This window comes from Ruegeria sp. SCSIO 43209, from assembly GCF_019904295.1.
Classification (GTDB): domain Bacteria; phylum Pseudomonadota; class Alphaproteobacteria; order Rhodobacterales; family Rhodobacteraceae; genus Ruegeria.
Genome location: NZ_CP065359.1, coordinates 3,002,479 through 3,024,574 on the forward strand (window position 1 = coordinate 3,002,479; position 22,096 = coordinate 3,024,574).

A 22,096-nucleotide genomic window follows, 5' to 3' on the forward strand; every position below is an offset into this window, starting at 1 on the left:
GACAAAAACAATGACAGTCAAAGAGATTTTCGAGACCATGGACTACGGCCCTGCCCCCGAAAGCGCAGCCGAGGCACTGGCCTGGCTGGTCGATCAGGGCGACAAGTTCGGCCACTACATCGATGGCGCGTTTACCAAACCCGGCAAAGGATTCGACAGCCGCAACCCAGCAACCGGAGAGGTTCTGGCCAAGCTGACACAAGCGAAACAGGCTGACGTGAACGCCGCCGTTTCTGCCGCTCGCAATGCGCAACCCAAGTGGGAGAAGCTGGGCGGTGCGGGTCGGGCACAATACCTCTATGCGATTGCGCGCCTGCTGCAGAAGCATTCGCGCCTGTTTGCCGTGCTCGAAAGCCTCGACAACGGTAAGCCGATCCGTGAATCGCGCGACATCGACATCCCGCTGGCGCAACGGCATTTCTATTACCACGCGGGCATGGCCCAGCTGATGAAAAGCGAGCTACCCGATGCGCAAGCCTTGGGTGTGTGCGGCCAGATCATCCCCTGGAATTTCCCACTGCTGATGCTGGCGTGGAAGATCGCGCCTGCGTTGGCCATGGGCAACACCGTGGTTCTGAAGCCGGCCGAGTACACCTCGCTGACCGCACTGCTCTTTGCTGATATCTGCTCGCAGGCCGGTCTGCCGAAAGGCGTCGTCAATATCGTGACCGGAGACGGTGCGGTGGGCGAGATGATCGTGAACGCGGATGTGGACAAGGTCGCCTTCACCGGCTCGACCGAAGTTGGGCGGCGTATCCGTGAAGCGACAGCGGGATCAGGCAAAGAACTAACCTTAGAACTGGGCGGCAAATCTGCTTATGTTGTCTTTGATGACGCCGATATTGATTCAGCCATCGAAGGTCTGGTCGACGCAATCTGGTTCAATCAGGGTCAGGTCTGCTGTGCAGGTTCGCGCCTTCTGGTGCAGGAGGGTATCGCTGATCGTTTTCATGACAAACTGCGCGCCCGGATGGACACACTGCGCATCGGGGATCCGCTGGACAAATGCATCGACGTGGGCGCTGTGGTGGACCCTGTTCAGCTGCAGACCATCAAAGGCAAGGTCGAGAGCAACACGGCTGGCCACGTGCATCAAGCCGCCTGCGAATTGCCCGCAAATGGCTGCTACTACCCGCCGACCCTGATCTCGGGCCTCGAAACCTCGGACCCGCTGATGCAGGAAGAGATCTTTGGCCCGGTTCTGGTCTCCTCGACCTTCCGCACTCCGGAAGAGGCGGTCGAGCTGGCCAACAACACCCGTTACGGGTTGGCCGCAACGGTCTGGACCGAAAACGTAAACCTCGCGCTGGACATCGCGCCCAAGCTGGTTGCGGGCGTGGTCTGGGTGAACGCAACCAACCTGTTCGACGCTGCTGCCGGGTTCGGCGGTGTACGCGAAAGCGGCTTTGGCCGTGAAGGCGGTTGGGAAGGGCTGACGGCCTATACCAAGCCCAAAGCCAAGGCCAAACCGCTGACAAAGATTGAGGCGGCAATGGGCGAAGGCGCTCCAGTCGATCCTATTGACCGCACCGCCAAGATGTATGTCGGCGGCAAGCAGGCGCGGCCCGATGGCGGCTATTCGAAACCTGTCTGGGGCAAGTCCGGCCTACTGGGCCATGTGGGACTGGCCAACCGCAAGGACGTGCGCAATGCGGTTGAGGCGGCGGCAGGGGCCAAGGGCTGGTCCAAGACCACCGGCCATCTGCGGGCTCAGATCCTGTACTACATCGGCGAAAACCTCTCGGCGCGTGCGGGTGAGTTCGCCGCTCGTATCGACGCAATGACCGGCAAAAAGGACGGCGCGAAAGAGGTTGAGGCCTCGATCCAGCGCCTGTTCTCCGCCGCTGCGTGGGCTGACAAGTATGACGGTCAGGTGCATGGCGTTCCGATCCGAGGTGTGGCGATTGCCATGAAAGAGTCCGTTGGCGTGATCGGCGCCCTGTGCGCCGACGAATCGCCCCTGTTGGGCCTGGTCTCAGCCATGGCTCCGGCGATTGCGATGGGCAACCGGGTGGTTCTGGCGGCAAGTGAGCCCTACCCGCTGGCAGCAACGGATTTTTACCAGATCCTAGAAACCTCGGACGTGCCCGCCGGTGTGGTCAACATCCTGACCGGCAGCCACGCAGAGCTGGCAAAGCCGCTGGCCTCGCATCTGAACGTGGATGCGGTCTGGTCGTTCTCGTCCACCGATCTGTCTAAAGATATCGAGGTCGTCTCGGCCGGAAATCTGAAGCGGACTTGGGTCAATAACGCGACGGCATTTGACTGGAGCGTGGACCATTCGCGCCGCTTCCTGCAGGCTGCGACCGAAGTGAAAAACATCTGGGTGCCCTACGGAGAGTAAGGCCCCCGTACCACCGGAGGCCTAAATGGATTTTTCAAGTAAGACCGTCATCGTCATTGGTGGCACCAGCGGTATCAATCGCGGCATTGCCGAGGCCTTTGCGGCCTCGGGTGCTAATCTGGCTGTCGCCAGCCGGTCGCAGGCAAAGGTCGATGATACCGTGGCCGCGTTGAAAGCAGCAGGCGCATCCGACGCGATCGGCGCGGCGTTCGACGTTCGCAATCCAGAGGCCGTAGCCGAAGGCCTTAAGCAATTCCACGACGCTTTTGGAGATTTCGATGTCCTAATTTCTGGTGCTGCCGGCAACTTCCCAGCGCTGGCATCTGAAATGTCGGTCAATGCATTCAAGGCGGTCATAGATATCGATCTGATGGGCACGATCCACGTCATGAAAGGGGCCTACCCCTATCTCAAACGTCCCGGTGCCAGCATTATCAACATTTCGGCCCCGCAATCCTATCTGCCTTACGAAGGGCAAGCCCATGTTTGCGCCGCCAAGGCGGGCGTTGATCAGATCACCCGAACCCTTTCAATGGAATGGGGCGTCGAAGGGATTCGCGTGAATTCGGTCGTTCCGGGTTTTATCGAAGGAACCGAAGGCGCAAAACGGCTGGCCCCTACCGAAAATGCCCATGAAGAGCTGCGTCGGGACGTCCCGCTGGGTCGCTGGGGTCAGCCCCAGGATGTGGCAAATGCCTGCCTATTCCTTAGCTCTGATATGGCGAGCTATATCAGCGGAACAGTCATGGCCGTTGACGGGGCTTTGTATCAGCGCGGCTCGGGCAAGTTTGGCCAGATGATGGGTCAGATGCTGCGCGCAGCGAAAAAGGGCCAGGCTTAGGTTAGAACACAGGGGTCCGATTGGTGACAAACTTTTCAGTCGCTGGGCTTTATTTCCAACCTACCAAATTCAAGAGCTTCTGAAATAGATACCCGCTGCTACCAAAAGCGATGTCAGCGTACCAGCCACCACGTAAAGTGCGAAAGCGCTGAGCAGAGATTGACCGACAACCAAAGCGGCAGCAAAGGTTAAAAACCCTGCAAGTATTCCCAATCCCATTATCGCAACTATCATGGTGCCGCTATCCGTCCCAAGCCTCGTCTCAGGAGATGTTGATCTTCTGAATCCCATCTCCGTTCCCGACTAACATAGAATTCTCGACATTTCTGGCCAAAGTATGGCCAAGGCGAGTTAACGATTACTTAAGGCGGAGAATTGCCGATCTTCTGTCAGGCGCTGCGCCCTGCAAGAGGTCACAAACTCGTTGTTTCCGCCAGTGGTTCGCATCACCCCCTGCCGTCAATTCCAAGAAAAATCATTCAATAACAACGAATAATTCTGTTCGGCAGCGGGTAGATGGACGACGTCAGCCGTCCACCCCTTCCGGTTTGCCGACGATGGTGAAATGCAGACCCTCGGGGTTCAGCAGTTCAGACGCCACCCGGTTCACATCCTCCAAGGTCACTGCATTCACCTTGTCGTTGCGAGTCGCAATGTAGTCGATAGGCAGATCTTCCATCTGCATCCCGACCATGATTCCGGCAATCTGGCCATTGCCGTCAAAACGCAACGGATAGGCCCCGGTCAAATAGGTCTTGGCGTCATCCAATTCTTTCTGCGTCACACCTTCCGCAGCCGCGCGCGCCCATTCCTGTCGGATCACTTCGACCGCTTCGGCGATACGGTCATTGGCAGATGAGACCGAGCCCAGATACACTGACGCCAGATCCTTGGGCACCAGATAGGTCGCCACGCCATAGGTCAGGCCACGTTTCTCACGTACTTCCTGCATCAGGCGACTTTCGAAACCGCCGCCGCCCAGAATGTGATTCAGGATATAGGCCGCAAAGAAATCGGGATCATCGCGATCAATGCCACTTTGCCCGAACAGGGCGACGGATTGCGGAGTGTTGAAGTCCACTACGCTTACACCGCCGTCAATAGTGACCTTCGCCTTGTCTGGAATGGGTTTTCCGGTTGCTGGCAGATCCAACAGCAATTCGTCCAACAGTACCCCCAGCTCTTCTGCCGTGATGTCGCCAACAGCCCCAACATACAGTCTGTCCTTGGCAAAGACATTGTCGTAAGCAGCGACGATGTCGTCGCGGGTCAGGCTTGAAACGCTTTCAATCGTACCTTTACCGTCCGACGCATAAGGATGATCCCCATATGCCATTTCAGCAAAGCTGCGTCCGGCAATATCGCTTGGATCAGTCTGGTCGGACTTCAGACCTGAAATCACCTGAGCGCGCACCCGATCAATCGCATCCTCATCGAAACGCGGTTCATGAATTGTGGTCTGCAGCAAATCAATCACTTCATCCCGGTTCTCAGTCAGGAACCGCGCCGAAATGGAGACCGTATCATCTGTTGCCCTGTAGCTGAAGGACGCAGCCAGAGATTCAAGTTCGCGCGCATAGGTGCGGGCATCCATGTCGCCGGCGCCTTCCTCAATCAGGCCGCTCATCAGATAGACCGCGCCGCGTTTATCGGGATCATCCAGCGACGTTCCTCCACGAAACCGAAGTTCCAGCGCAGTGAAGGGGATCGAATGATCTTGGACCAGCCAAGCGGTAATACCACCGGGCGAGGTTACCTCTTTGATCTCAATCTCGGCCCAGGCGGGAAGGGCAATGATCAGCGCAATCAGCGTTGCGGCAAACCGTTTCATTGTGTCACCTCATCGTCACGCATCAACCAGCCAGTGACCGAGGTTTCAGGTTGCAGCACCTCACGGGCAGCCGCGATGATCTCTTCACCTGTCACAGCCTGCAGGATGTCGGGCCAGGCCTGCACATCTTCGACCGTCAACCCGCTGGTCAACGCACGACCATAGCGGTTTCCAATACCGTCCACGTTATCGCGCGCATAGGTCTGCGCGGCGCGGAGCTGCATCTTAATGCGCTCCAGGTCTTCATCCTTGACACCTTCCGCGATGAAATCCGCAACGGCCTGATCCATGGCATCCTCCGCATCCTGAAGCGAAACGCCCTCAGCCGGCACAACGATCAGATCAAAGGTCGTGTCATCCAATGAGACCCCCTTGTAGAACGCACCGGTATAGACCACCTTCTGCTGCTCAAATTGCAGCTTTTCATTCAGATATGAGGTTGTGCTTCCTCCCAGCAATTCCGCCAAAAGAAACAGGGCAGCGGCCTTCTCCTGCTCACCGGCGTCCCGTTCAGGGGCCAGATAGCTGCGCTGCACGTAGGGTTGTGCCACACGCGCATCCTTGAAGGTCAGGCGACGTTCGGCAGTCTGGGGTGGTTCTTGCGAGCGTACCCGCTCGGGCAAATCAGGGTTGGCTGGGATAACACCGTAGTACTGATCGGCCAACGCCCTGACTTCGTCGGGGTCAACATCTCCGGTGACGACCAATATGGCGTTATTGGGTGCATAATGGGTCTGGTAGAAGGACAGGGCGTCGTCCATATCCAACGCTTCCATCTCGTGGCGCCAGCCGATAATCGGCGCTCCGTAACGGTGGTTCAAATATTGCGCTGCATTCATCTGTTCTCCGAACAGAGCGCGTGGATTGTTTTCGGTCCGCTGATTACGCTCTTCCAGAACCACGTCGCGTTCGGTGATGATATCATTCTCGGTCAGGCGGATGTTGCGCATACGATCTGCCTCCATCCGCATCATCAGTTCCAGCCGGTCAGCGGCGACGCGCTGAAAATAGGCGGTGTAGTCGTAAGAAGTGAAAGCGTTGTCATTGCCGCCATTGGCCGCGACAGTGGCTGACAACTCGCCCGCTTCCATTGTGTCGGTGGCTTTGAACAGCAGATGTTCCAGGAAATGTGCAACGCCAGAGGATCCGATCGGTTCATCGGCGGATCCGGCCCGGTACCAGACCATATGCTGAACAACAGGCGCGCGATGATCCTCGACCACCACGACGTCCATGCCGTTTTCAAGCGTAAATGTGGTGACAGCCTCTTGCCCCTCTTTCGCGAACAAGGGGGTGGCGGCGATCAGGGCAGCCGACAGTGCCAGGGCCCGAACCATGGGGCATCCTCCGTTTCATTTCTGATATTCAAACTACGGTGGTGCCGCCGGGGTTCAAGGCCAATGACGGAAAGTTAAGAAGAATTCATTCCAGCGGCGGGGCCGACGGCGTTTCGATCCCACGACGACGCGCCGCTTCATTGGTCGCGTTCGCATCGATTGACTGACGTTCATAGACCTGCGAGTACCGATCAACCGGGAACAGGCGCAGGCGGGTCCAGCGACCGCGATTTTTGCGGAAAGCCGCATCCTCTTCGGCCGTTACCTGACGCGTATTGGCAGGAACGCCATATCTGCTTGAGGCCGTCACAAGCGCCGCATCGCTGGCCGGTATTGCGGTATTCGGGTTCAGCGCTGCCTCACTACCACCCAGCGCCACAACGGCATCCGCTTTGGGGTTAGGATCGGTCAGGTTTGCACCGCCGGGAGTCGGCGCTGGAAGAAAGGCGTAGTCCTTGGGCTGGGTCAGCGGCTTGACGGGCAATACCGAAAATTCATCCGGCCCCGCTCCGGGCGGATCAAGATTGCGCAAACCAATATCGGAACAGCCCGCAACGACAACGGCGAGTGTCAGAACAAGAATGGCGCGTGGCATACGCATCAGTGTCTCCAGCCAGTTTCAGGCGCTTTTATCGCATATCGTCCGGCAGGTCACGAGGGCTTTTTGCCATCGAACAGGACCAATCCCAAAGCTCCCGCAAATATGAACACATCCGCCAGATTGAACACAAAAGGGTTGCTGATCCCGCAGCAGGACATGTTCAAAAAGTCGAGAACATAGCCGTAAAGCACCCGGTCCACGACATTTCCCAGCGCACCGCCGATCAGGAGACCCCCGCAGAATTGTTGAAGCTTCGTAGGAGCGATGCGGCCCAGCCAGATCAGGACGCCCAGGCAGATCGCCACGGAAACCCCGATCAACACCCAGCGGGCGGCCTCACCGTCGCCCTGAAATAGGCCAAAATTGATGCCGCGATTCTCGCCGTATCTGAAAACCAGAAGCGGTGGCAGCACGTCGATATCGCCCTGCGCCACGCGCATTACGTGGACGACCAGATACTTACTGATCTGGTCGATCAAAAACGCCGCCAATCCGGCCCAAAGGATGAACGAACCGCGCATCAGTGACGGAAATGCCGCATGCCGGTGAAGACCATGGCCAGACCGGCCTCATCCGCCGCCGCGATCACTTCATCATCACGCATCGAACCGCCGGGCTGAATAACGCATGTTGCGCCTGCCTCGGCGGCCTCCATAAGCCCATCGGGGAAGGGGAAGAATGCATCAGAAGCTACGGCCGAACCGATGGTCAGCGGCTGGGGCAAGCCCAGCGCATCAGCCATACGCTCGGCTTTCTTTGCCGCGATCAGTGCCGAGTCAACGCGGCTCATCTGCCCCGCGCCGACACCCACGGTCGCGCCGTCTTTGACATAGACGATGGCGTTGGATTTGACATGTTTCGCCACTTTCCACGCGAACAGCAGGTCGCGCATCTGCTCCTCAGATGGCGCTTTTTTGGTGACCACCTTCAAATCATCCATACCAACAAAGCCGTTATCCTTGTCCTGCACCAGCAGGCCACCGGCCACCTGTCGCACAGTTTTACCACCGGCGGTCACATCCGGCAGAGCTTCGGTCGTCAGCAGGCGCAGGTTCTTCTTGGCGGCGAAGATCGCCTTGGCCTCGTCTGACGCCCCCGGAGCGATCACAACCTCGGTGAAAATCCCCGTGATCTCCTGCGCGGTTTCCGCGTCCAGCGGTTGATTCAACGCCACGATACCGCCGAATGCCGACGTCCTGTCGCAGTCGAACGCGGCTTTATAGGCCTCAAGCAACGTCGCACCTTTCGCTGCACCACACGGATTGGCATGCTTGATAATCGCACAAGCTGCCCCTTCGGCCGGGTCGAACTCAGCGACCAGCTCAAAGGCGGCATCGGTATCGTTGATGTTGTTATAGCTCAGTTCCTTGCCCTGATGCTGTACCGCCGTCGCCACGCCCGGACGACCCGAGCCATCTACATAGAACGCTGCCGACTGGTGGCTATTCTCGCCATATCGTAAGGTCTGTTTCAGTTCACCGGCAAAGGCGCGGCGTTTGGGCGCCTCAAGCTCCAGCGCATCGGCCATCCAGTTGGACACGGCTGTGTCATAAGCGGCAGTGCGGGCATAGGCCTTTTGCGCCAACCACTGACGGAAGCCCAGAGAAGTCTTACCGTAATTCTCTTCCAGCTGATCCAGCAGCGACGAGTAGTCTTCGACATCCACAACCACGTTTACAAAAGCATGGTTCTTCGATGCGGCACGGATCATGGCTGGGCCGCCGATATCGATGTTCTCGATACACTCATCATAGGCAGCGCCCTTGGCCACGGTCGCTTCAAATGGGTAGAGATTTACCACAAGCAGATCGATTGCGCCGATACCATGTTCGTTCATCGCGGCGACATGGGTGTCATTATCGCGCAGAGCCAGCAGCCCGCCATGGACCATCGGGTGCAGCGTTTTGACCCGGCCATCCATCATCTCAGGGAAGCCGGTGATCTCGCTGACATCTTTCACCTCCAACCCCGCATCGCGTAGCGCCTTCGCGGTACCGCCGGTCGAAAGCAGTTCAACCCCGCGTTCGGCCAACGCCGTTCCCAGCTCGATCAGCCCGGTTTTGTCGGAAACGGAAAGCAACGCGCGGCGCACGGGGTGAAGGTCGGTCATGGGTCCAAAGGTCCTTTTGGCGTCAGTCGAAAACGGGCTCGTCCCGGTGCGTATCCCGCACGGCATAGGCTGTATCCTGAGCCTTGCTGAGCGTCCACCGGATGCGCGTCGCATACTCCATTGCGCGCCCAGATAGAACGATCTGTTTTGTCGCGCGTGGCTTTAATCGGCCTTTTTCAAGGTAAACGCTTGGTTCAACTGACAACTTTCCAACGCCATCATGGCGGAAAACCCATATCTCACCGCTTTTGAGCGCCATCGACACCGCAGCGCCACCCAGATCAAGTGCCGCATCAACGTCAGGATGCAGGTGAAACCGGATGTCAAAGGCTATCCCCTGCAGACCTGCCCCGTCCATCGCGCGATCGAACTGCCGTTTGGCTTTGTCGGTTGCGGTCAGCAGAATATCCTCGCCCACCAGCTCACGCCCGTCAAAGCGCAGTTCAAGCGTGCGGGCATGGGTCAGGCCAAACACTTTGGCGTAGCCGTCATGACCCACCATAAAGCGGGTGCCTTCGAATGCATCCTCGAAATCCACGGGCACATCCTGCGGGCCATCCACCAATGCTTCCTGCGACGACCCATTTGCGCCTTCTGCAAGCCGGGCGCTGGAATACCCTTCGACGCATAGGGTCGAATGCGACGGGGTCGCGCGCCCTGCCCTGCGCCATTCCTGCCCAAAACTGCCGCCTGATCCACAGTTCACGATCAGAGGACGGCGCCCCGAGGTCAGCTCAAACGCAAGCGAGGATGCGTGGGCGTTGAACGACGCAGCAGCTTTGGGAGGCGCGCTGGCATCCACCAGAACCGTGGTTCTCGAGGCGGCAAGCCGTGCATAACCCATTGACAGGTCCGAATGCTGCTGCGGCTTGACACCGCTTTGTGCCAGTGCCTGATCCAGCCGCCCTTCAAGCCCACGCCCGCCCCCGTGAAATCTGGCCAGAGATCCATCTGCATGACGCAGATTTCGCAGAGTAGGTGCAATGCGCTTGATCGCCCCGGTCTGAGAGGCAGGCGTGCCTCGGCCAACTTCACCAAGTGCAGCAGAGGTCCAGGCCAGCAGAGTGAAGACCTCCAGCAATTCCTCAGGGTTGCGGGTGAGAATGCCGCCCTCGGCATCGATCTGGCGGTCGCATTCCCGGGCCAGTGCGCGCAATGCGGGATCAGCCAGTTGCTCCAGCCCCTCCAGGGCCAAACCAGCCTGAACCAGCCCTGCGAGCGCTTCGAATCTCGGCAATCCCGGTGTTGCTGCTGTCCAGCGTTTGGAAAGAAACCATGTTTGTTGTGCCAAGGAGCGGAAGAAAGCTCTGCTTTGCGCTCCGTCAGCGCCGCGCAGCAGAAATTGCGCGTGGTTGATCCAGCGCATCACCCGACGCCCGGTCAGATCCGGTGCCCAACCGGGGCCCTTCCCACGCCCATGTGCAGCGATCCAGCCCCAGACCCATCGCTGCGCCTTTTCACGGGCGCGCATATCGCCGACGGCTGCCAGATCATCCAGCCAGATGAAACCGTGGCGTTCATCATCGAAATCCGGACTGGGTGCAGCAACATCCCAGAGATCGGTGTCATCCGCCTCGACCAGATATCCTGCGAAAAGGAGATTCCCGGCCACCAGTTGTCGCCCGCGTGCAAACGAACCCACGGTGCGCGGCTCAGGCTGGCTGACGAATCCCGAAACCGCCTTCCGCCTTTGGCTCAGGCGCGCGTAAAGGCGGTTCTGAAACCGCATCCAGCGATTGGCCATTGTGTCCGATTCTGACATGACGCTTGCGACTCTGCCCCTTGCGCTCTGCGGGCGCTTGAACACACGATAGACCGGTCCGCGCGTCAAGTCATCGAAAAGCGTCGTCTCAAGCGGATTTGTTCAGACAGGCGATATAGAACCCGTCTATGCCACCCTTGTCCGCCCAGAAATCCGGGCGCACACGCAAGCCACCTTCTTCTGTAATCCAGTCCGGTTCAACGCCCGCAATCTCAAGCGCCGCACGGTCAATCTGCATATCCGGGTATTGATCCAGCGCCTCTTCGATCTGCACCTCTCCTTCGTCCGGCAACAAGGAACAGGTGCAATATACCAATCGGCCTCCGGGTTTGAGCAGGGTCCAGGCATGGGCCAGCATACGGGCCTGTAGCTCGATCAATCCCCCGAATTCCGAGCCATCCTTGGCGAAGGGTAAATCAGGATGGCGGCGAATCGTGCCCGTGGCCGAACACGGCGCGTCGAGCAGGATGGCATCATACTGGCCCTGATGGTCCAGCGCATCACCAGCGATCACCTTAGCCTTCAAACCTGTCCGTTTCAGGTTCTCGCGCACCCGCTCCAACCGTGTTTCGGAGATATCCAGCGCCGTGACCTCTGCCCCTACCACAGCCAATTGCAACGTCTTGCCACCGGGCGCGGCGCAAAGGTCCAACACCTTTTCCCCGGCTTTCGGGGCCAGCACGCGCACAGGCAGCGCCGCTGCCGCATCCTGAACCCACCAGTTTCCACGCTTGTAGCCCGGCAAAGCCGACACCTGCCCCGCATCCTGCAAACGGACTGAGCCGGTGGGCAGGGCTTCTCCGCCCGGCGCCTCGACGCCCGGTTTCAGCGTCACGTCCAGCGGTGCACCATTGAAATGGGCCTGTTCCATACCCTTTACCGCGTCATCACCCCACGCCATGATCAGAGGATCGCGCAGCCAGTCGGGCAGACGGGGCACGCGCATCTTGGGCCAAGCATCCGGCCCATCGGCGGCAATCTTGCGCAAGACTGCATTCACCAACCCCTTGAGCCGCCCATGCTTGCGCGAGCGTCCCACGATCTCGACCATCGAATTGACCACGCCATGCGCGGCCTCGCCCTGACACAGCTCGACCGTTCCAAGCCGCAGCGCGTTGTGCACAGTCAGCGCGGGCGTCTGCCGCAAGTGATCGGCCAACAGCCGGTCGGCACGCTCAAGCCCGCGTAGGGTTTCAATCGTCAGACGCTGCGCGCGCGCGCGATCCTCGGGTACCAGACGATCCAATGCGCCCGCCGCCAGACATTCAGGTAACAGCCGCCCCTCGCCCAATATCTGATCCAGCAGATAGATTGCACTGCGCCGCGCGGCGGTTGCAGAGTTTGACATGATGCTGAGTGCCTCTCGTGACCTTTGCCGCATTGCCTTGGGCGGACGAGGGCGTATATCAAGGCCCTGAACAGAAAGGAACCCGATGTCATGAGTGACGAGCGCAAAGACCTGCCCCCCGCCGCGCAGCGCGCATTGGCCGAGGCTGAGGAACGTCGCAAAAAGGCCGAAGCGGAAGCCAAGACGCAGCCCAAGGAACTGGGTGGGCGCGACGGTCCTGATCCGGCCCGCTATGGCGATTGGGAGAAAAAGGGCATCGCCATCGACTTCTGATCAGGCCCCGCCCCGCAGCGCTTGCAGAAAGTCGTCTATCAACGCCCTTTGCCGTTTCGACCTTGCCCGATCCTCGGGCCATGTCAGCCAATAGCCATCCTTTGTCCTAAGCTCGGGCATATCCAATCTGTGTAATTGACCAGTCTTTAAGCTGCCCGAAGCCAACGGTAGTGAACCCAACGCGATCCCCATGCCCTGACGCGAGGCCGTGATCGCGTGACCTACCGAGTCAAAACTGATCCGGCCAGCCGGTAATTCATCAACCCCCGCGACCTGCGCCCAGTCCTTCCAACCGGGGCGTTCTCCGCGCAAATCAATCAGCGGCGCACCCCACTTGATGCCAGATGCGGCCATCGGTGCCAGAACTTCAGGCGCAATTAGCTTTGCCTTTCGTCCAGGCCAGACACCTCTGCCATAGCGGATCTGCAGCCAGGTACGCTCTTCCTCCAATGAGGCCCGGCGCGCCATGGAATCTGTCATCACACGCACATTGGGCTGCGCCTCAAGGAACTTGGGCAAGGCTGGCAGAACCAGCGCGTGGATATGCGACGAAAGTCCCGCGACCCGAAGCTCGCGCGGGGATTTGCCGAACAGATCCTCGGTATTGCGTTCCAGTGCTTGCAGGCTGTCCTGCACCAATGGCAGATAGCTTTCGCCTTCGATGGTCAGCGAAACACCGCGGGCTTCGCGCACAAACAATGACCGGCCCAGCCACGCCTCAAGATTGCCTATCCGTTGACTGACCGCCGCCTGCGTCAAACCAAATTCGCGCGCAGCAGCAGAAAAACCACCCAGCCGCCCGGCGGCTTCGAACACACGCAGCCAGTCCAATGGAGGTAGTCCAATCTTCTTCTTATCCATAAGATTTTCCAAGTCTCAGAGGCAATAAGGTTTAATTGTAGTAATGTCACGAAGCGCATATCTCCTCAAGCAAAGCCCGCGCCGAACAGGAGAGACCCCATGCTGCGCTCAGCCACTTTCGACCCATCTGTGGTCACTATCGCGTTTTCCGATGGTACCCAGGCCCGCTTCCACGCCATTTGGCTGCGCGACAATGCGCTGGACCCCGAGACCCGCGCCCCCGGCAACGGGCAGCGCCTGATCACAATCGGCGATATCCCCTCCAATATCTCGGTCAGCGCTGCCGAGATCCGAAATGGCGATCTGAGTGTTACCTTTCAGCCCGAAAACAAATCCGTGATGTTCCCTGCCGATTGGCTGGCCGATCACGTTTATGACCGCGAACAGGCGCAAGACGTTGGCCGCACCGCATCCGGCGTCACCACATGGGAGCGTGGTATCAGCGCCCCCAGCGGTGACTGGGAAATGGTGCACACCGACCCGGAGGCCAAGCGCAGCTGGCTGGCTGCCGTCGCGGAGTACGGCTTTGCCAAGCTGACAGGTGGCCCGACCGAGCCGGAATCGCTGCTGAAAGTGGCCGATCTGTTCGGCTACGTGCGCCAGACAAATTATGGCCCCTATTTCGAGGTTCGGACCGAGGTGAACCCGACCAACCTCGCCTATACCGGGTTGGGGTTGCAGGCCCATACCGACAACCCTTATCGCGACCCGGTGCCGACACTGCAAATCCTCTACTGCCTTGAGAATTCGGCCGAAGGCGGCGATTCCATCGTTGTCGATGGTTTCCGCGCGGCTGAGCGTCTGCGCGATCTGAACCCCGAGGGCTTCGCCTTGCTTGCAGGCTATCCGGCACGGTTCGAGTATAAAGGTTCGGACGGGGTCTGTTTGCGGTCACGTCGCCCGATGATCGAGCTTTCCCCCGATGGCGAGTTGATCGGCATTCGCTTCAACAACCGCTCGTCTGCGCCGTTCGTGGATGTACCCTTTGACAAGATGGAAGCCTACTATACAGCCTATCGCCAGTTGGGTGAGATCATTGACGATCCCGCTATGGGCGTGTCTTTCAAGCTGGAACCGGGCGAAAGTTTCATCGTCGACAACACTCGCGTAATGCATGCACGGCTGGGCTATTCCGGGGCCGGGTCTCGCTGGTTGCAGGGATGCTATGCTGACAAGGATGGGCTGCTTTCGACACTGGCCGCCATGCAGATGACACAACCGGAGGCGGCGGAATGAAACCCGATTTCTCAACCCTGAACTGCGACAATATCGTGGCTTTTATCGGTGACATCTTCGATCGTCGGGGGGGTGAGGAATATCTGGGGGAACCCGTCACCATGGCCCAGCACATGCTGCAGGGTGCCACGATTGCGGAACAGAACGGACAGTCTGAAGAAATCATCGTCGGTGCGCTGTTGCACGACATTGGCCATTTTACGTCGGAATTCGGCACTTACCATCCGGACGATACCGAGGACCGGCATCATGAAGATGCAGGTGCAGAGGTGTTGGAGCAGTTCTTTCCGTCGGTCATCACCGATTGCTGCCGGTACCACGTGGCAGCCAAGCGATATCTCTGCGCCACCAAGCCGGAGTATTTCAATCGCCTGTCCGCAGCCTCGGTCCATACGCTGGAACTGCAGGGTGGTCCGATGAGTGCCAAGGAGATAGCCGAGTTCGAGGCAAATCCGAACCTGAAAGAAATCATTCAGGTCCGTTATCTGGACGAAGCGGGAAAACGCGCTGATATGGAGACCCCGGATTTCGCCCATTTCGCACCGATGGTACAACGGATGGTCGACCGGCACATTCAGGCAAGCTGAGACAACTTTCATCTGCCCGATCGATAGAGCCAAGAAAATTCGTCGAATTTTCTTGGCTCTTGATCCTGAAGCCTACAGCCCCAGAACATCCACCATGTCATACTGGCCCGGCGCCTTGCCTTGACCCCACAACGCGGCTTTGAGCGCCCCACGGGCAAAGATCGCACGGTCAGTAGCCAGATGGCGCAACACGATACGCTCACCGGGTGCCGCGAACAGGACATCGTGTTCGCCGACAATGTCTCCGCCACGAATCGCGTGGAAGCCGATATCGCCGCGTTTTCGCGCACCGGTAATACCGTCGCGGCCCCGATCGGCCACATCCGCCAACTTGACACCACGTCCCTCGGCGGCAGCTTCGCCCAGCATCAAAGCCGTGCCCGAAGGCGCATCGACCTTGTGATGATGATGCCCCTCGATGACCTCGATATCGAAATCCTCATCAAGCGCGGCGGCGACCTTCTTGGTGAGCTGCACCAACAGATTTACCCCAAGACTCATATTCCCAGCCCGCACGATCACGGCATGGCGCGCGGCAGGTTCCAGCGCGGCGATCTGTTCGTCACTCATGCCGGTCGTGCCAATCACGTGAACGCACCGCGCCTGCGCGGCCAGTGCGGCAAATTCCAGCGTCGCCTCGGGCGCCGTAAAGTCGATGACGGCCTGCGCCTGCGCAAATGCCTCCAGCGGATCGTCAGTGACAGTGACACCGAGCGCCTGCCCGCCCATCGCCTGACCCACATCCTGACCGATCCAGTCATGGCCCTTACGCTCGACCACACCGACCAGACGCGCCTGATCGCTCTCAGACACGGTCTTGATCAGCATCTGCCCCATACGGCCCGAAGCCCCTGTGATAACGATCCCCGGAATATGGGTCATTGCGCTGGTCCTTTCTAAAGTCGGCTCAAAGCCTCCTAACCCGTTCGCGCCCGCTTGGCAAAGCCCCGCTTTGGGCTTAGATCGGGGGGCATGGCAAAGAACAAATTCCACGATGGCCCCGGCCCTTCCCAACGACAGCTGCGCGTCGGCGAACTGATCCGCCGCACCCTGTCCGAAGTTTTGGCGCGCGGAGATGTCCACGACCCCGACTTGAACCGCATGTCGATCACCGTGGGTGAGGTGCGCACCTCGCCCGATCTGAAGATCGCCACCGCCTACGTGCTGCCCTTGGGCGGCAAGGGGCAGGAGGACGTGATCGAACTGCTCGCTCGAAACAAGGGTGAGCTTCGGCGCGCAGTGGGCAAGAAGGTGGGCCTGAAATTCTCACCCGACCTGCGGTTCCGTTTGGACGACACGTTTGATCGACTGGACGACACCCGCCGTATGTTTAATCAGGACGCGGTACGCCGCGATCTGGACGAGTGATCCGTACCCTTGTCACGCTGTGTGTTGTCCTTTGGGCCGCGCAAGTCTCTGCAGTCACTTGCGAGAAGCTGACTCATGAGGACAAGCGATATACGGTTTGCGAGGTGGATACCTCGGAAGATTTGCGCCTGTTTCTGAACGATGAAAATGGCGATCTGTTGGGTCATTTCTCTTCAGTGAATGAGGCGTTGGAGCCTCAGGGGAAAAGGCTCGTCTTTGCGATGAATGCGGGCATGTACCATGACGACCGCTCGCCCGTCGGCCACTATGTCGAAGACGGGGAAGAGCAGATGCGCGTGATACCGAATGCCGGACCCGGCAATTTCGGCCTGCTGCCCAACGGTGTGTTCTGCATCCGTGAAAACCGTGCCGATGTGTTCGAGACTTTGGATTTCGTCGATCAGGCGCCGCAGTGCCGCTTTGCGACACAATCGGGCCCCATGCTGGTGATCAACGGAGAGTTACACCCTCGCTTTCTGCCGGATTCAACCTCGCGCTACACCCGAAACGGAGTGGGCACCAGCGCCGATGGCACGCGTGTGGTGTTTGCGATCTCGGACGATTACGTCACTTTCTATGAATTCGGCAGCCTATTCCGCGATGTATTAAAAACACCGAATGCGCTGTTTCTAGATGGCAACATTTCCCGCATGTATGATCGCGCCAGCAACCGGTCGGATATCGGGTTTTCGCTGGGACCCATCGTGGGTGTCGTCGAGGACGTTCCGGCAAATTGACAGCATCGAAACGATCCGCTAACTCGCGCGCCTCAGCAAGACTCAAGGTGTAGAATGGGACGCAAACGCAAGGGCCGCGACATTTCCGGTTGGCTGGTGGTGGACAAGCCCGCTGGCATGACTTCGACCGCGGTGGTCAACAAGGTGCGTTGGGCGATGGACGCCAAGAAAGCCGGCCATGCGGGCACGCTGGACCCCGAGGCGACCGGCGTTCTGGCCGTTGCGCTGGGTGAGGCAACCAAGACCGTCCCCTACATCACCGATGCGCTGAAGGCCTACACCTTCACCGTGCGGCTGGGGCAGGCCACCAACACCGATGATACTGAGGGTGAAGTCATCGCTGAGAGCATTGCGCGCCCCTCGGATGAGGATATCAAACAAGCGCTCGGCCCGTTTCTGGGCGATATCAAACAGGTGCCGCCCAAGTTCTCGGCCGTGAAAATCGACGGTCAACGCGCCTATAAGCTGGCCCGAGATGGCGAGGATGTAGAACTGACCGCCCGCCCTCTTTGGGTAGAGGAACTGGTGCTGATCGACCGCCCCGACGAAGACCACGTCGTGCTGGAGATGACCTGTGGCAAAGGTGGCTATGTCCGTTCCATTGCGCGTGATCTGGGTGAGGCGCTCGGCTGCCACGGCCACGTGAAAAAACTGCGCCGCATCTGGTCCGGCCCGTTTGAGGCCGAGGATGGCCTGACCATCGAACAGATCGACGAAATGGCCAAAACCACCGCACTGGATAATTATCTGCATCCGCTGGAAACCGGCTTATCAGACCTACCCGAGCTGAAATGCACCTCTGAAGGAGCCACCCGTCTGCGGAATGGCAATCCGGGCATGGTGCTGGCCTCTGACGTGGAATACGGCGACGAGGCCTGGGCCTCGCTGGATGGCAAGGCCGTGGCCGTAGGAATTTACAAGTCGGGCGAATTGCACCCAAGCCGCGTCTTTGCCGCCAACTGACGACTGTTCAGGCGGCGATACGCAATTTGTGACCCAGTCGAAGTATCTCGGACACCAGTAGATCCAGATCCTGCTTTTGCGTGCGGTGATTGTTAACCGCCACCCGTAGGCAATGCGCCCCATGAACCGTTGTATCCGATAAAACCGCTGTGCCTTCCTCTTGCAGGCACAACATGATTTCGCTGTTAATCGCACGTAGAGTTTCGGGGCTGAGACCGCCCGGGTCATAGCGGAAACAAACGATGTTTATATTGGTGGGGAACATCAAGGTGAGGTCATCCTCCGCCTCGATCAGCGAAGTCAGATAACGCGCCTTTTCGATATCCTGATCAATGAGCCTGCCGAATTTCTGAACGCCGTGCTCCTTCAAGGACATCCAGACCTTGAGCGCTCGAAACCCACGCGAAGTCTGAATGCCGTAATCGTGCAAAAACGCCGCCCCGGCGACGCCTCGGGATTGCGGTTCCAGGTATTCCGGGGTCAGAGTAAATGTCGCGTGGTGGGCATCATGGCTTCGCACCAATGCGCAACCCACTTCGAAAGGCGCATGTAACCATTTGTGTGGGTCGAGCGCGACGGAATCCGCGCGTTCGATGCCGGACACGCGCCAACTGTTATCATGGGCGATTGCAATTAACGCACCGATACAGCCGTCAACATGAAACCACAGGCCTTCCTCGCGGCAGAAATCGGCAATCGCCGACAAGTCGTCGATGGCGCCTGTGTTCACGGTTCCGGCGGTAGCAATCACACAAGCGGGGTTAAGGCCGTCTGCGCGATCCTGCGCGACCATGCCGGCAAGCGCTTCAAGATCCATCGTCAAATCGTCTTGCGTAGGAACACGCCGCAGCGCCTTGTTGCCCAGACCCAGTGTTTCGAGCGACTTTTGGTGACAACTATGCATCTGATCCGATCCGTAATACCGCATCGGCTTATCCATGGCGGCGATGCCCTCTTCGCGCATGTCGATCCCGGATTTGACGTTGCGGGCCACCGTCAGCCCGATCAAGTTTGCCACGCTGCCGCCGCTGACCAATGTCCCACTGGCCCCTTCCGGCAGACCGATCATCTCGCGTAGCCAGTCGACGACTTGTCGGTCGATCAGGGCTGCCGCATGATTCCCTCCCCCTAGGTTCGATCCCTGAACCGCAGCCAGAAAATCCGCCATCGCGCCAGTGAAATTGCTCGCGCCCATATACCAGCCCCAAAACCGGGGATGAATATTGCCCATTGGATACTGCATGACCTGAGACTGGACATCATCCATCAAATCACCCAACGGCATACCCTGCTGAGGTGCAGGCGTTTCGAACCCGTTGCGTATGGCAGTCGGCATATCTTTCCAAATCGACCTATCACGCACATCACGCGTATGATCCAACGCCATATCCAACATTTCATGTGCTAACTTGCGGGTCTGCTCCCAATCCGCCGGATCCAATGTCTCGAATGTCATGTCTTCCCCCAGAATAAGCCGTTCAAATGAAGGCAGGTATAGCACAAGTTAAGGATCAGGACATCGCCCCTTGTAAACGGGCCTAATTCCAGCCAAACCCGACTGCATGATCACCCGTTCTCATACCAAGGGCGACGCGCCCTCGACTGCCATCTACTCCGATTGCGAAAAATACCGCTATAGCCTGACCCGTGTCTGGAACCCGGCGGGCCGCAAGGCGTTGTTTGTGATGCTGAATCCGTCGACGGCGACCGAGGTGCAGAACGACCCCACGGTGGAACGTTGCGAGCGTCGCGCACGCACACTGGGTTTCGGAGCTTTTCAGGTCACCAATATCTTTGCCTGGCGCGACACTGATCCGCGCAAGATGCGAGCATCTGCAGATCCGGTGGGGCCTGAGAATGACGCAGCCATCCTAGACGGCGTGGAATGGGCGGATCAGGTCATCGCCGCCTGGGGCACCCATGGCGCACATCTGGAACGCGGCCCCGCAGTTGAGGACTTGCTGCGCGGCACGGGCCAGCCCTTGTTCCACCTTGGGCTGACCAAGGACGGGCATCCGAAGCATCCTCTCTACATTGCGTACACTCAGCAGCCCGAACCCTGGTGATAAAGGGTTAACCACGCTCTCAGCTTCGCTTTGACCAAGCCATTGTTTGCATGAGATGTTTTACACTCGGAGCCATTGTGCTTGCGGAGGGTAGATATGTTTCTGATCGGATTATTCGGAATGGCCGCCATGGGTGGTGCCGCCTACGCAATCAGCGACGTACTTGTGCCAGAAGACAAAGGCGATGACGAGGAGGAAGACGATCGCATCGAGGAAACGGCCGACGACGACCTGTCGGAAGGCAATTTGCTTGACGCGGACGAGAATGTCGACGAGCCCAGCTCTGCCGAGGAAACCGACTCTGACACTGGTGAGATTGTGTCCGAGTATGAAGGCGATCTGGTCATTGCGGGCGATGAGGATGCGGATGTTGTGACCGGGCAGGAAGGCAACGATCAGATCAACGGATATGGCGGGGACGACTGGATCGACGGCGGCGCTGGCAACGACGTGTTGTATGGCGGTGGTGGCGGGGACGTCCTGTTTGGCAACCTCGGGAATGATGTGCTCCATGGTGAATATGGTGACGACGCGCTGGACGGAATGTCAGGAAATGACGACCTGTATGGTCATTTCGGAACAGATGATCTGAGCGGCGGTGATGGGAATGACCGGCTTTTTGGTGGTCAGGGCGATGACACGTTAAGCGGCGATGACGGCGACGACGCGCTACAAGGCGGAGATGGCGACGACTACCTTGTTGGGGGTGCCGGTGAAGACGCCCTGTTTGGCGGAGATGGTGATGACATCTTGTCCGGAGAAGATGGTCCGGACGAACCTGCGCGCGACTTCCTAAACGGGGGCTCTGGGGGCGACGTCATTCTTGCCGAAGACGGCGATGTGGTCACAGGTGGAGAGGGTGAGGACGAGATCGTTGTGCAGTCCGACCCCGAGCAGGAAGCCACGACAATCATGGATTTCCAGATCGGTCACGACAAGCTTCTTATCACCTGGGACAACCCGGAAGAACCGGAATTGACGATCGAACAGGACAGTGAAAACAACAGCTTGACCCATGTTCGGGTCAATGGCGAAGACGTCGCTCAGCTTTTTGGCGCAGAGGGTCTGACTGTTGAAGATATTCAGTTTGTGACCGAAGCCCAGTTGGAGCAGTACGCCTTCACCAGTTGAGCCTGCAGAATCCCTTTGCCATTTGCGGTGAATGCGCCTATACGCGCCCATCCGCATCGGAATCGGTGCGGTTTTCTCCATGGGCCTGTGCTGGACGACATCCCGGCCTGCGCCATCAACTCTAACCTTTAAAGGAGACCCCGATGTCGATTACTGCCGCTGATAAAGCACGCGTCATGAAAGAATTCGCAACCAAGGACGGCGACACTGGTTCGCCTGAAGTCCAGGTTGCTATCCTGACCTCGCGCATCAACACCCTGACCGAGCACTTCAAAACCCACAAGAAAGACAACCACGGTCGTCGTGGTCTGCTGAAGATGGTTGCTCAGCGCCGTAAGCTGCTGGACTATCTGAAGGGCAAAGAAGAAGCACGCTATCAGGACCTGATCAAAAAGCTGGGCATCCGCCGCTAAACGCGTTTTGTTCATGTTGTACAGGCGCTGAGGCCCTGTTCGTACAAATTGTACATCTTGTACGCCCGCCATTTGGTGGGCGTATTTGTTTTGGTCACTGTCTAATCTAGTGAACTGTGCGGCGCGCGAATTTCCCGCCATGTTCATGAGAGACGGCACACACATACCTGCGGCCCAAACCTTACCGCTACGCAAAGAAGCGCAAACTTTTTTAACTTCCTGTGAACCACTTCACTGAACGCGGTCAAAGATTGCGCCATTCTGAGGATGTTAGTGAGTAGGCGCTT

General features: G+C 58.6%; 22 protein-coding genes. 11 read left to right on the forward strand and 11 right to left on the reverse strand.

All coding sequences use genetic code 11. From position 1 onward, the window contains the following. The first annotated feature begins 10 nt into the window (after window positions 1-10). Window positions 11-2,344, forward strand: coding sequence for an aldehyde dehydrogenase family protein (locus I5192_RS15055; protein ID WP_223117186.1), 2,334 nt, complete (start codon window positions 11-13; stop codon window positions 2,342-2,344). Window positions 2,345-2,369: 25 nt separating this feature from the next. Next, on the forward strand, window positions 2,370-3,185 hold the full coding sequence (locus I5192_RS15060) for an SDR family oxidoreductase (protein ID WP_223117187.1): 816 nt from the start codon (window positions 2,370-2,372) through the stop codon (window positions 3,183-3,185). 69 nt (window positions 3,186-3,254) lie between these two features. Here I5192_RS15060 and I5192_RS15065 read toward each other — a convergent pair whose 3' ends face one another. The 8 genes from I5192_RS15065 to I5192_RS15100 form a co-directional block, all read right to left on the reverse strand. Further along, window positions 3,255-3,419, reverse strand: coding sequence for a hypothetical protein (locus tag I5192_RS15065; RefSeq protein ID WP_170515005.1), 165 nt, complete (start codon window positions 3,417-3,419; stop codon window positions 3,255-3,257). 292 nt (window positions 3,420-3,711) lie between these two features. Continuing rightward, window positions 3,712-5,016, reverse strand: a complete 1,305-nt coding sequence (locus tag I5192_RS15070) for a pitrilysin family protein (protein ID WP_223117188.1) — start codon at window positions 5,014-5,016, stop codon at window positions 3,712-3,714. Continuing rightward, window positions 5,013-6,353: a pitrilysin family protein gene (locus I5192_RS15075; protein ID WP_223117189.1), complete on the reverse strand. Its 1,341-nt coding sequence runs from the start codon at window positions 6,351-6,353 to the stop codon at window positions 5,013-5,015. Before I5192_RS15075 ends, I5192_RS15070 begins: the two co-directional genes overlap by 4 nt. A gap of 85 nt (window positions 6,354-6,438) precedes the next feature. Continuing rightward, on the reverse strand, window positions 6,439-6,954 hold the full coding sequence (locus I5192_RS15080; protein ID WP_170466572.1) for a DUF3035 domain-containing protein: 516 nt from the start codon (window positions 6,952-6,954) through the stop codon (window positions 6,439-6,441). A gap of 50 nt (window positions 6,955-7,004) precedes the next feature. Continuing rightward, a complete protein-coding gene (lspA, locus tag I5192_RS15085; RefSeq protein ID WP_170566969.1) occupies window positions 7,005-7,475 on the reverse strand; it encodes a signal peptidase II in 471 nt (156 codons plus the stop codon). Beyond that, window positions 7,475-9,064: a bifunctional phosphoribosylaminoimidazolecarboxamide formyltransferase/IMP cyclohydrolase gene (gene purH / locus I5192_RS15090; RefSeq protein ID WP_223117190.1), complete on the reverse strand. Its 1,590-nt coding sequence runs from the start codon at window positions 9,062-9,064 to the stop codon at window positions 7,475-7,477. Before purH ends, lspA begins: the two co-directional genes overlap by 1 nt. A 22-nt stretch (window positions 9,065-9,086) precedes the next feature. Then, window positions 9,087-10,826 carry a heparinase II/III family protein gene (locus I5192_RS15095; protein WP_223117191.1) on the reverse strand — a complete coding sequence of 580 codons (1,740 nt, stop codon included), beginning with the start codon at window positions 10,824-10,826 and terminating at the stop codon, window positions 9,087-9,089. 88 nt (window positions 10,827-10,914) lie between these two features. Continuing rightward, a complete protein-coding gene (locus I5192_RS15100) occupies window positions 10,915-12,174 on the reverse strand; it encodes an RsmB/NOP family class I SAM-dependent RNA methyltransferase (protein ID WP_223117192.1) in 1,260 nt (419 codons plus the stop codon). A gap of 90 nt (window positions 12,175-12,264) precedes the next feature. Here I5192_RS15100 and I5192_RS15105 point away from each other — a divergent pair, with 90 nt between their 5' ends. Then, entirely contained in the window at window positions 12,265-12,447 is a 183-nt protein-coding gene (locus tag I5192_RS15105) for a DUF1674 domain-containing protein (RefSeq protein ID WP_223117193.1), read from the forward strand. Here the strand turns inward: I5192_RS15105 and I5192_RS15110 are convergent, their stop codons facing one another. Continuing rightward, window positions 12,448-13,308 (reverse strand): LysR family transcriptional regulator, encoded by an 861-nt coding sequence (locus I5192_RS15110; protein WP_223117194.1) that lies wholly within the window; start codon window positions 13,306-13,308, stop codon window positions 12,448-12,450. 99 nt (window positions 13,309-13,407) lie between these two features. Between I5192_RS15110 and I5192_RS15115 the strand changes: the two genes are divergently transcribed. Together I5192_RS15115 and I5192_RS15120 are read left to right on the forward strand one after the other, a co-directional pair. Further along, window positions 13,408-14,544, forward strand: a complete 1,137-nt coding sequence (locus I5192_RS15115) for a gamma-butyrobetaine dioxygenase (RefSeq protein WP_223117195.1) — start codon at window positions 13,408-13,410, stop codon at window positions 14,542-14,544. After that, window positions 14,541-15,131 (forward strand): HD domain-containing protein, encoded by a 591-nt coding sequence (locus I5192_RS15120; RefSeq protein ID WP_223117196.1) that lies wholly within the window; start codon window positions 14,541-14,543, stop codon window positions 15,129-15,131. Before I5192_RS15115 ends, I5192_RS15120 begins: the two co-directional genes overlap by 4 nt. Window positions 15,132-15,203: 72 nt before the next feature. Here the strand turns inward: I5192_RS15120 and dapB are convergent, their stop codons facing one another. Next, entirely contained in the window at window positions 15,204-16,013 is an 810-nt protein-coding gene (gene dapB, locus I5192_RS15125; RefSeq protein WP_170737218.1) for a 4-hydroxy-tetrahydrodipicolinate reductase, read from the reverse strand. A 90-nt stretch (window positions 16,014-16,103) separates the two neighbouring features. On the opposite strand from dapB, the gene rbfA reads away from it, so the two are divergent. Genes rbfA through truB form a run of 3 tightly spaced genes read left to right on the forward strand, consistent with a single transcriptional unit; the run spans window position 16,104 to window position 18,199 of the window. After that, window positions 16,104-16,499: a 30S ribosome-binding factor RbfA gene (rbfA, locus tag I5192_RS15130; RefSeq protein WP_170408494.1), complete on the forward strand. Its 396-nt coding sequence runs from the start codon at window positions 16,104-16,106 to the stop codon at window positions 16,497-16,499. Beyond that, window positions 16,496-17,236, forward strand: coding sequence for a phosphodiester glycosidase family protein (locus I5192_RS15135; protein WP_223117197.1), 741 nt, complete (start codon window positions 16,496-16,498; stop codon window positions 17,234-17,236). The genes rbfA and I5192_RS15135 overlap by 4 nt, the downstream gene beginning before the upstream one ends. Before the next feature lie 54 nt (window positions 17,237-17,290). Next, on the forward strand, window positions 17,291-18,199 hold the full coding sequence (gene truB, locus I5192_RS15140; RefSeq protein ID WP_223117198.1) for a tRNA pseudouridine(55) synthase TruB: 909 nt from the start codon (window positions 17,291-17,293) through the stop codon (window positions 18,197-18,199). A gap of 7 nt (window positions 18,200-18,206) precedes the next feature. Here the strand turns inward: truB and I5192_RS15145 are convergent, their stop codons facing one another. Further along, window positions 18,207-19,655, reverse strand: coding sequence for a pyridoxal-dependent decarboxylase (locus tag I5192_RS15145; RefSeq protein ID WP_255611958.1), 1,449 nt, complete (start codon window positions 19,653-19,655; stop codon window positions 18,207-18,209). Window positions 19,656-19,761: 106 nt separating this feature from the next. Between I5192_RS15145 and I5192_RS15150 the strand changes: the two genes are divergently transcribed. The 3 genes from I5192_RS15150 to rpsO all read left to right on the forward strand — a co-directional run bounded on the left by I5192_RS15150 (window position 19,762) and on the right by rpsO (window position 21,809). Then, window positions 19,762-20,265, forward strand: coding sequence for a DUF1643 domain-containing protein (locus tag I5192_RS15150; RefSeq protein WP_223117199.1), 504 nt, complete (start codon window positions 19,762-19,764; stop codon window positions 20,263-20,265). 96 nt (window positions 20,266-20,361) lie between these two features. After that, a complete protein-coding gene (locus I5192_RS15155; RefSeq protein WP_223117200.1) occupies window positions 20,362-21,396 on the forward strand; it encodes a calcium-binding protein in 1,035 nt (344 codons plus the stop codon). Between the two features lie 143 nt (window positions 21,397-21,539). Further along, window positions 21,540-21,809 (forward strand): 30S ribosomal protein S15, encoded by a 270-nt coding sequence (rpsO, locus tag I5192_RS15160; protein WP_050605082.1) that lies wholly within the window; start codon window positions 21,540-21,542, stop codon window positions 21,807-21,809. Window positions 21,810-22,096 lie beyond the last annotated feature (287 nt).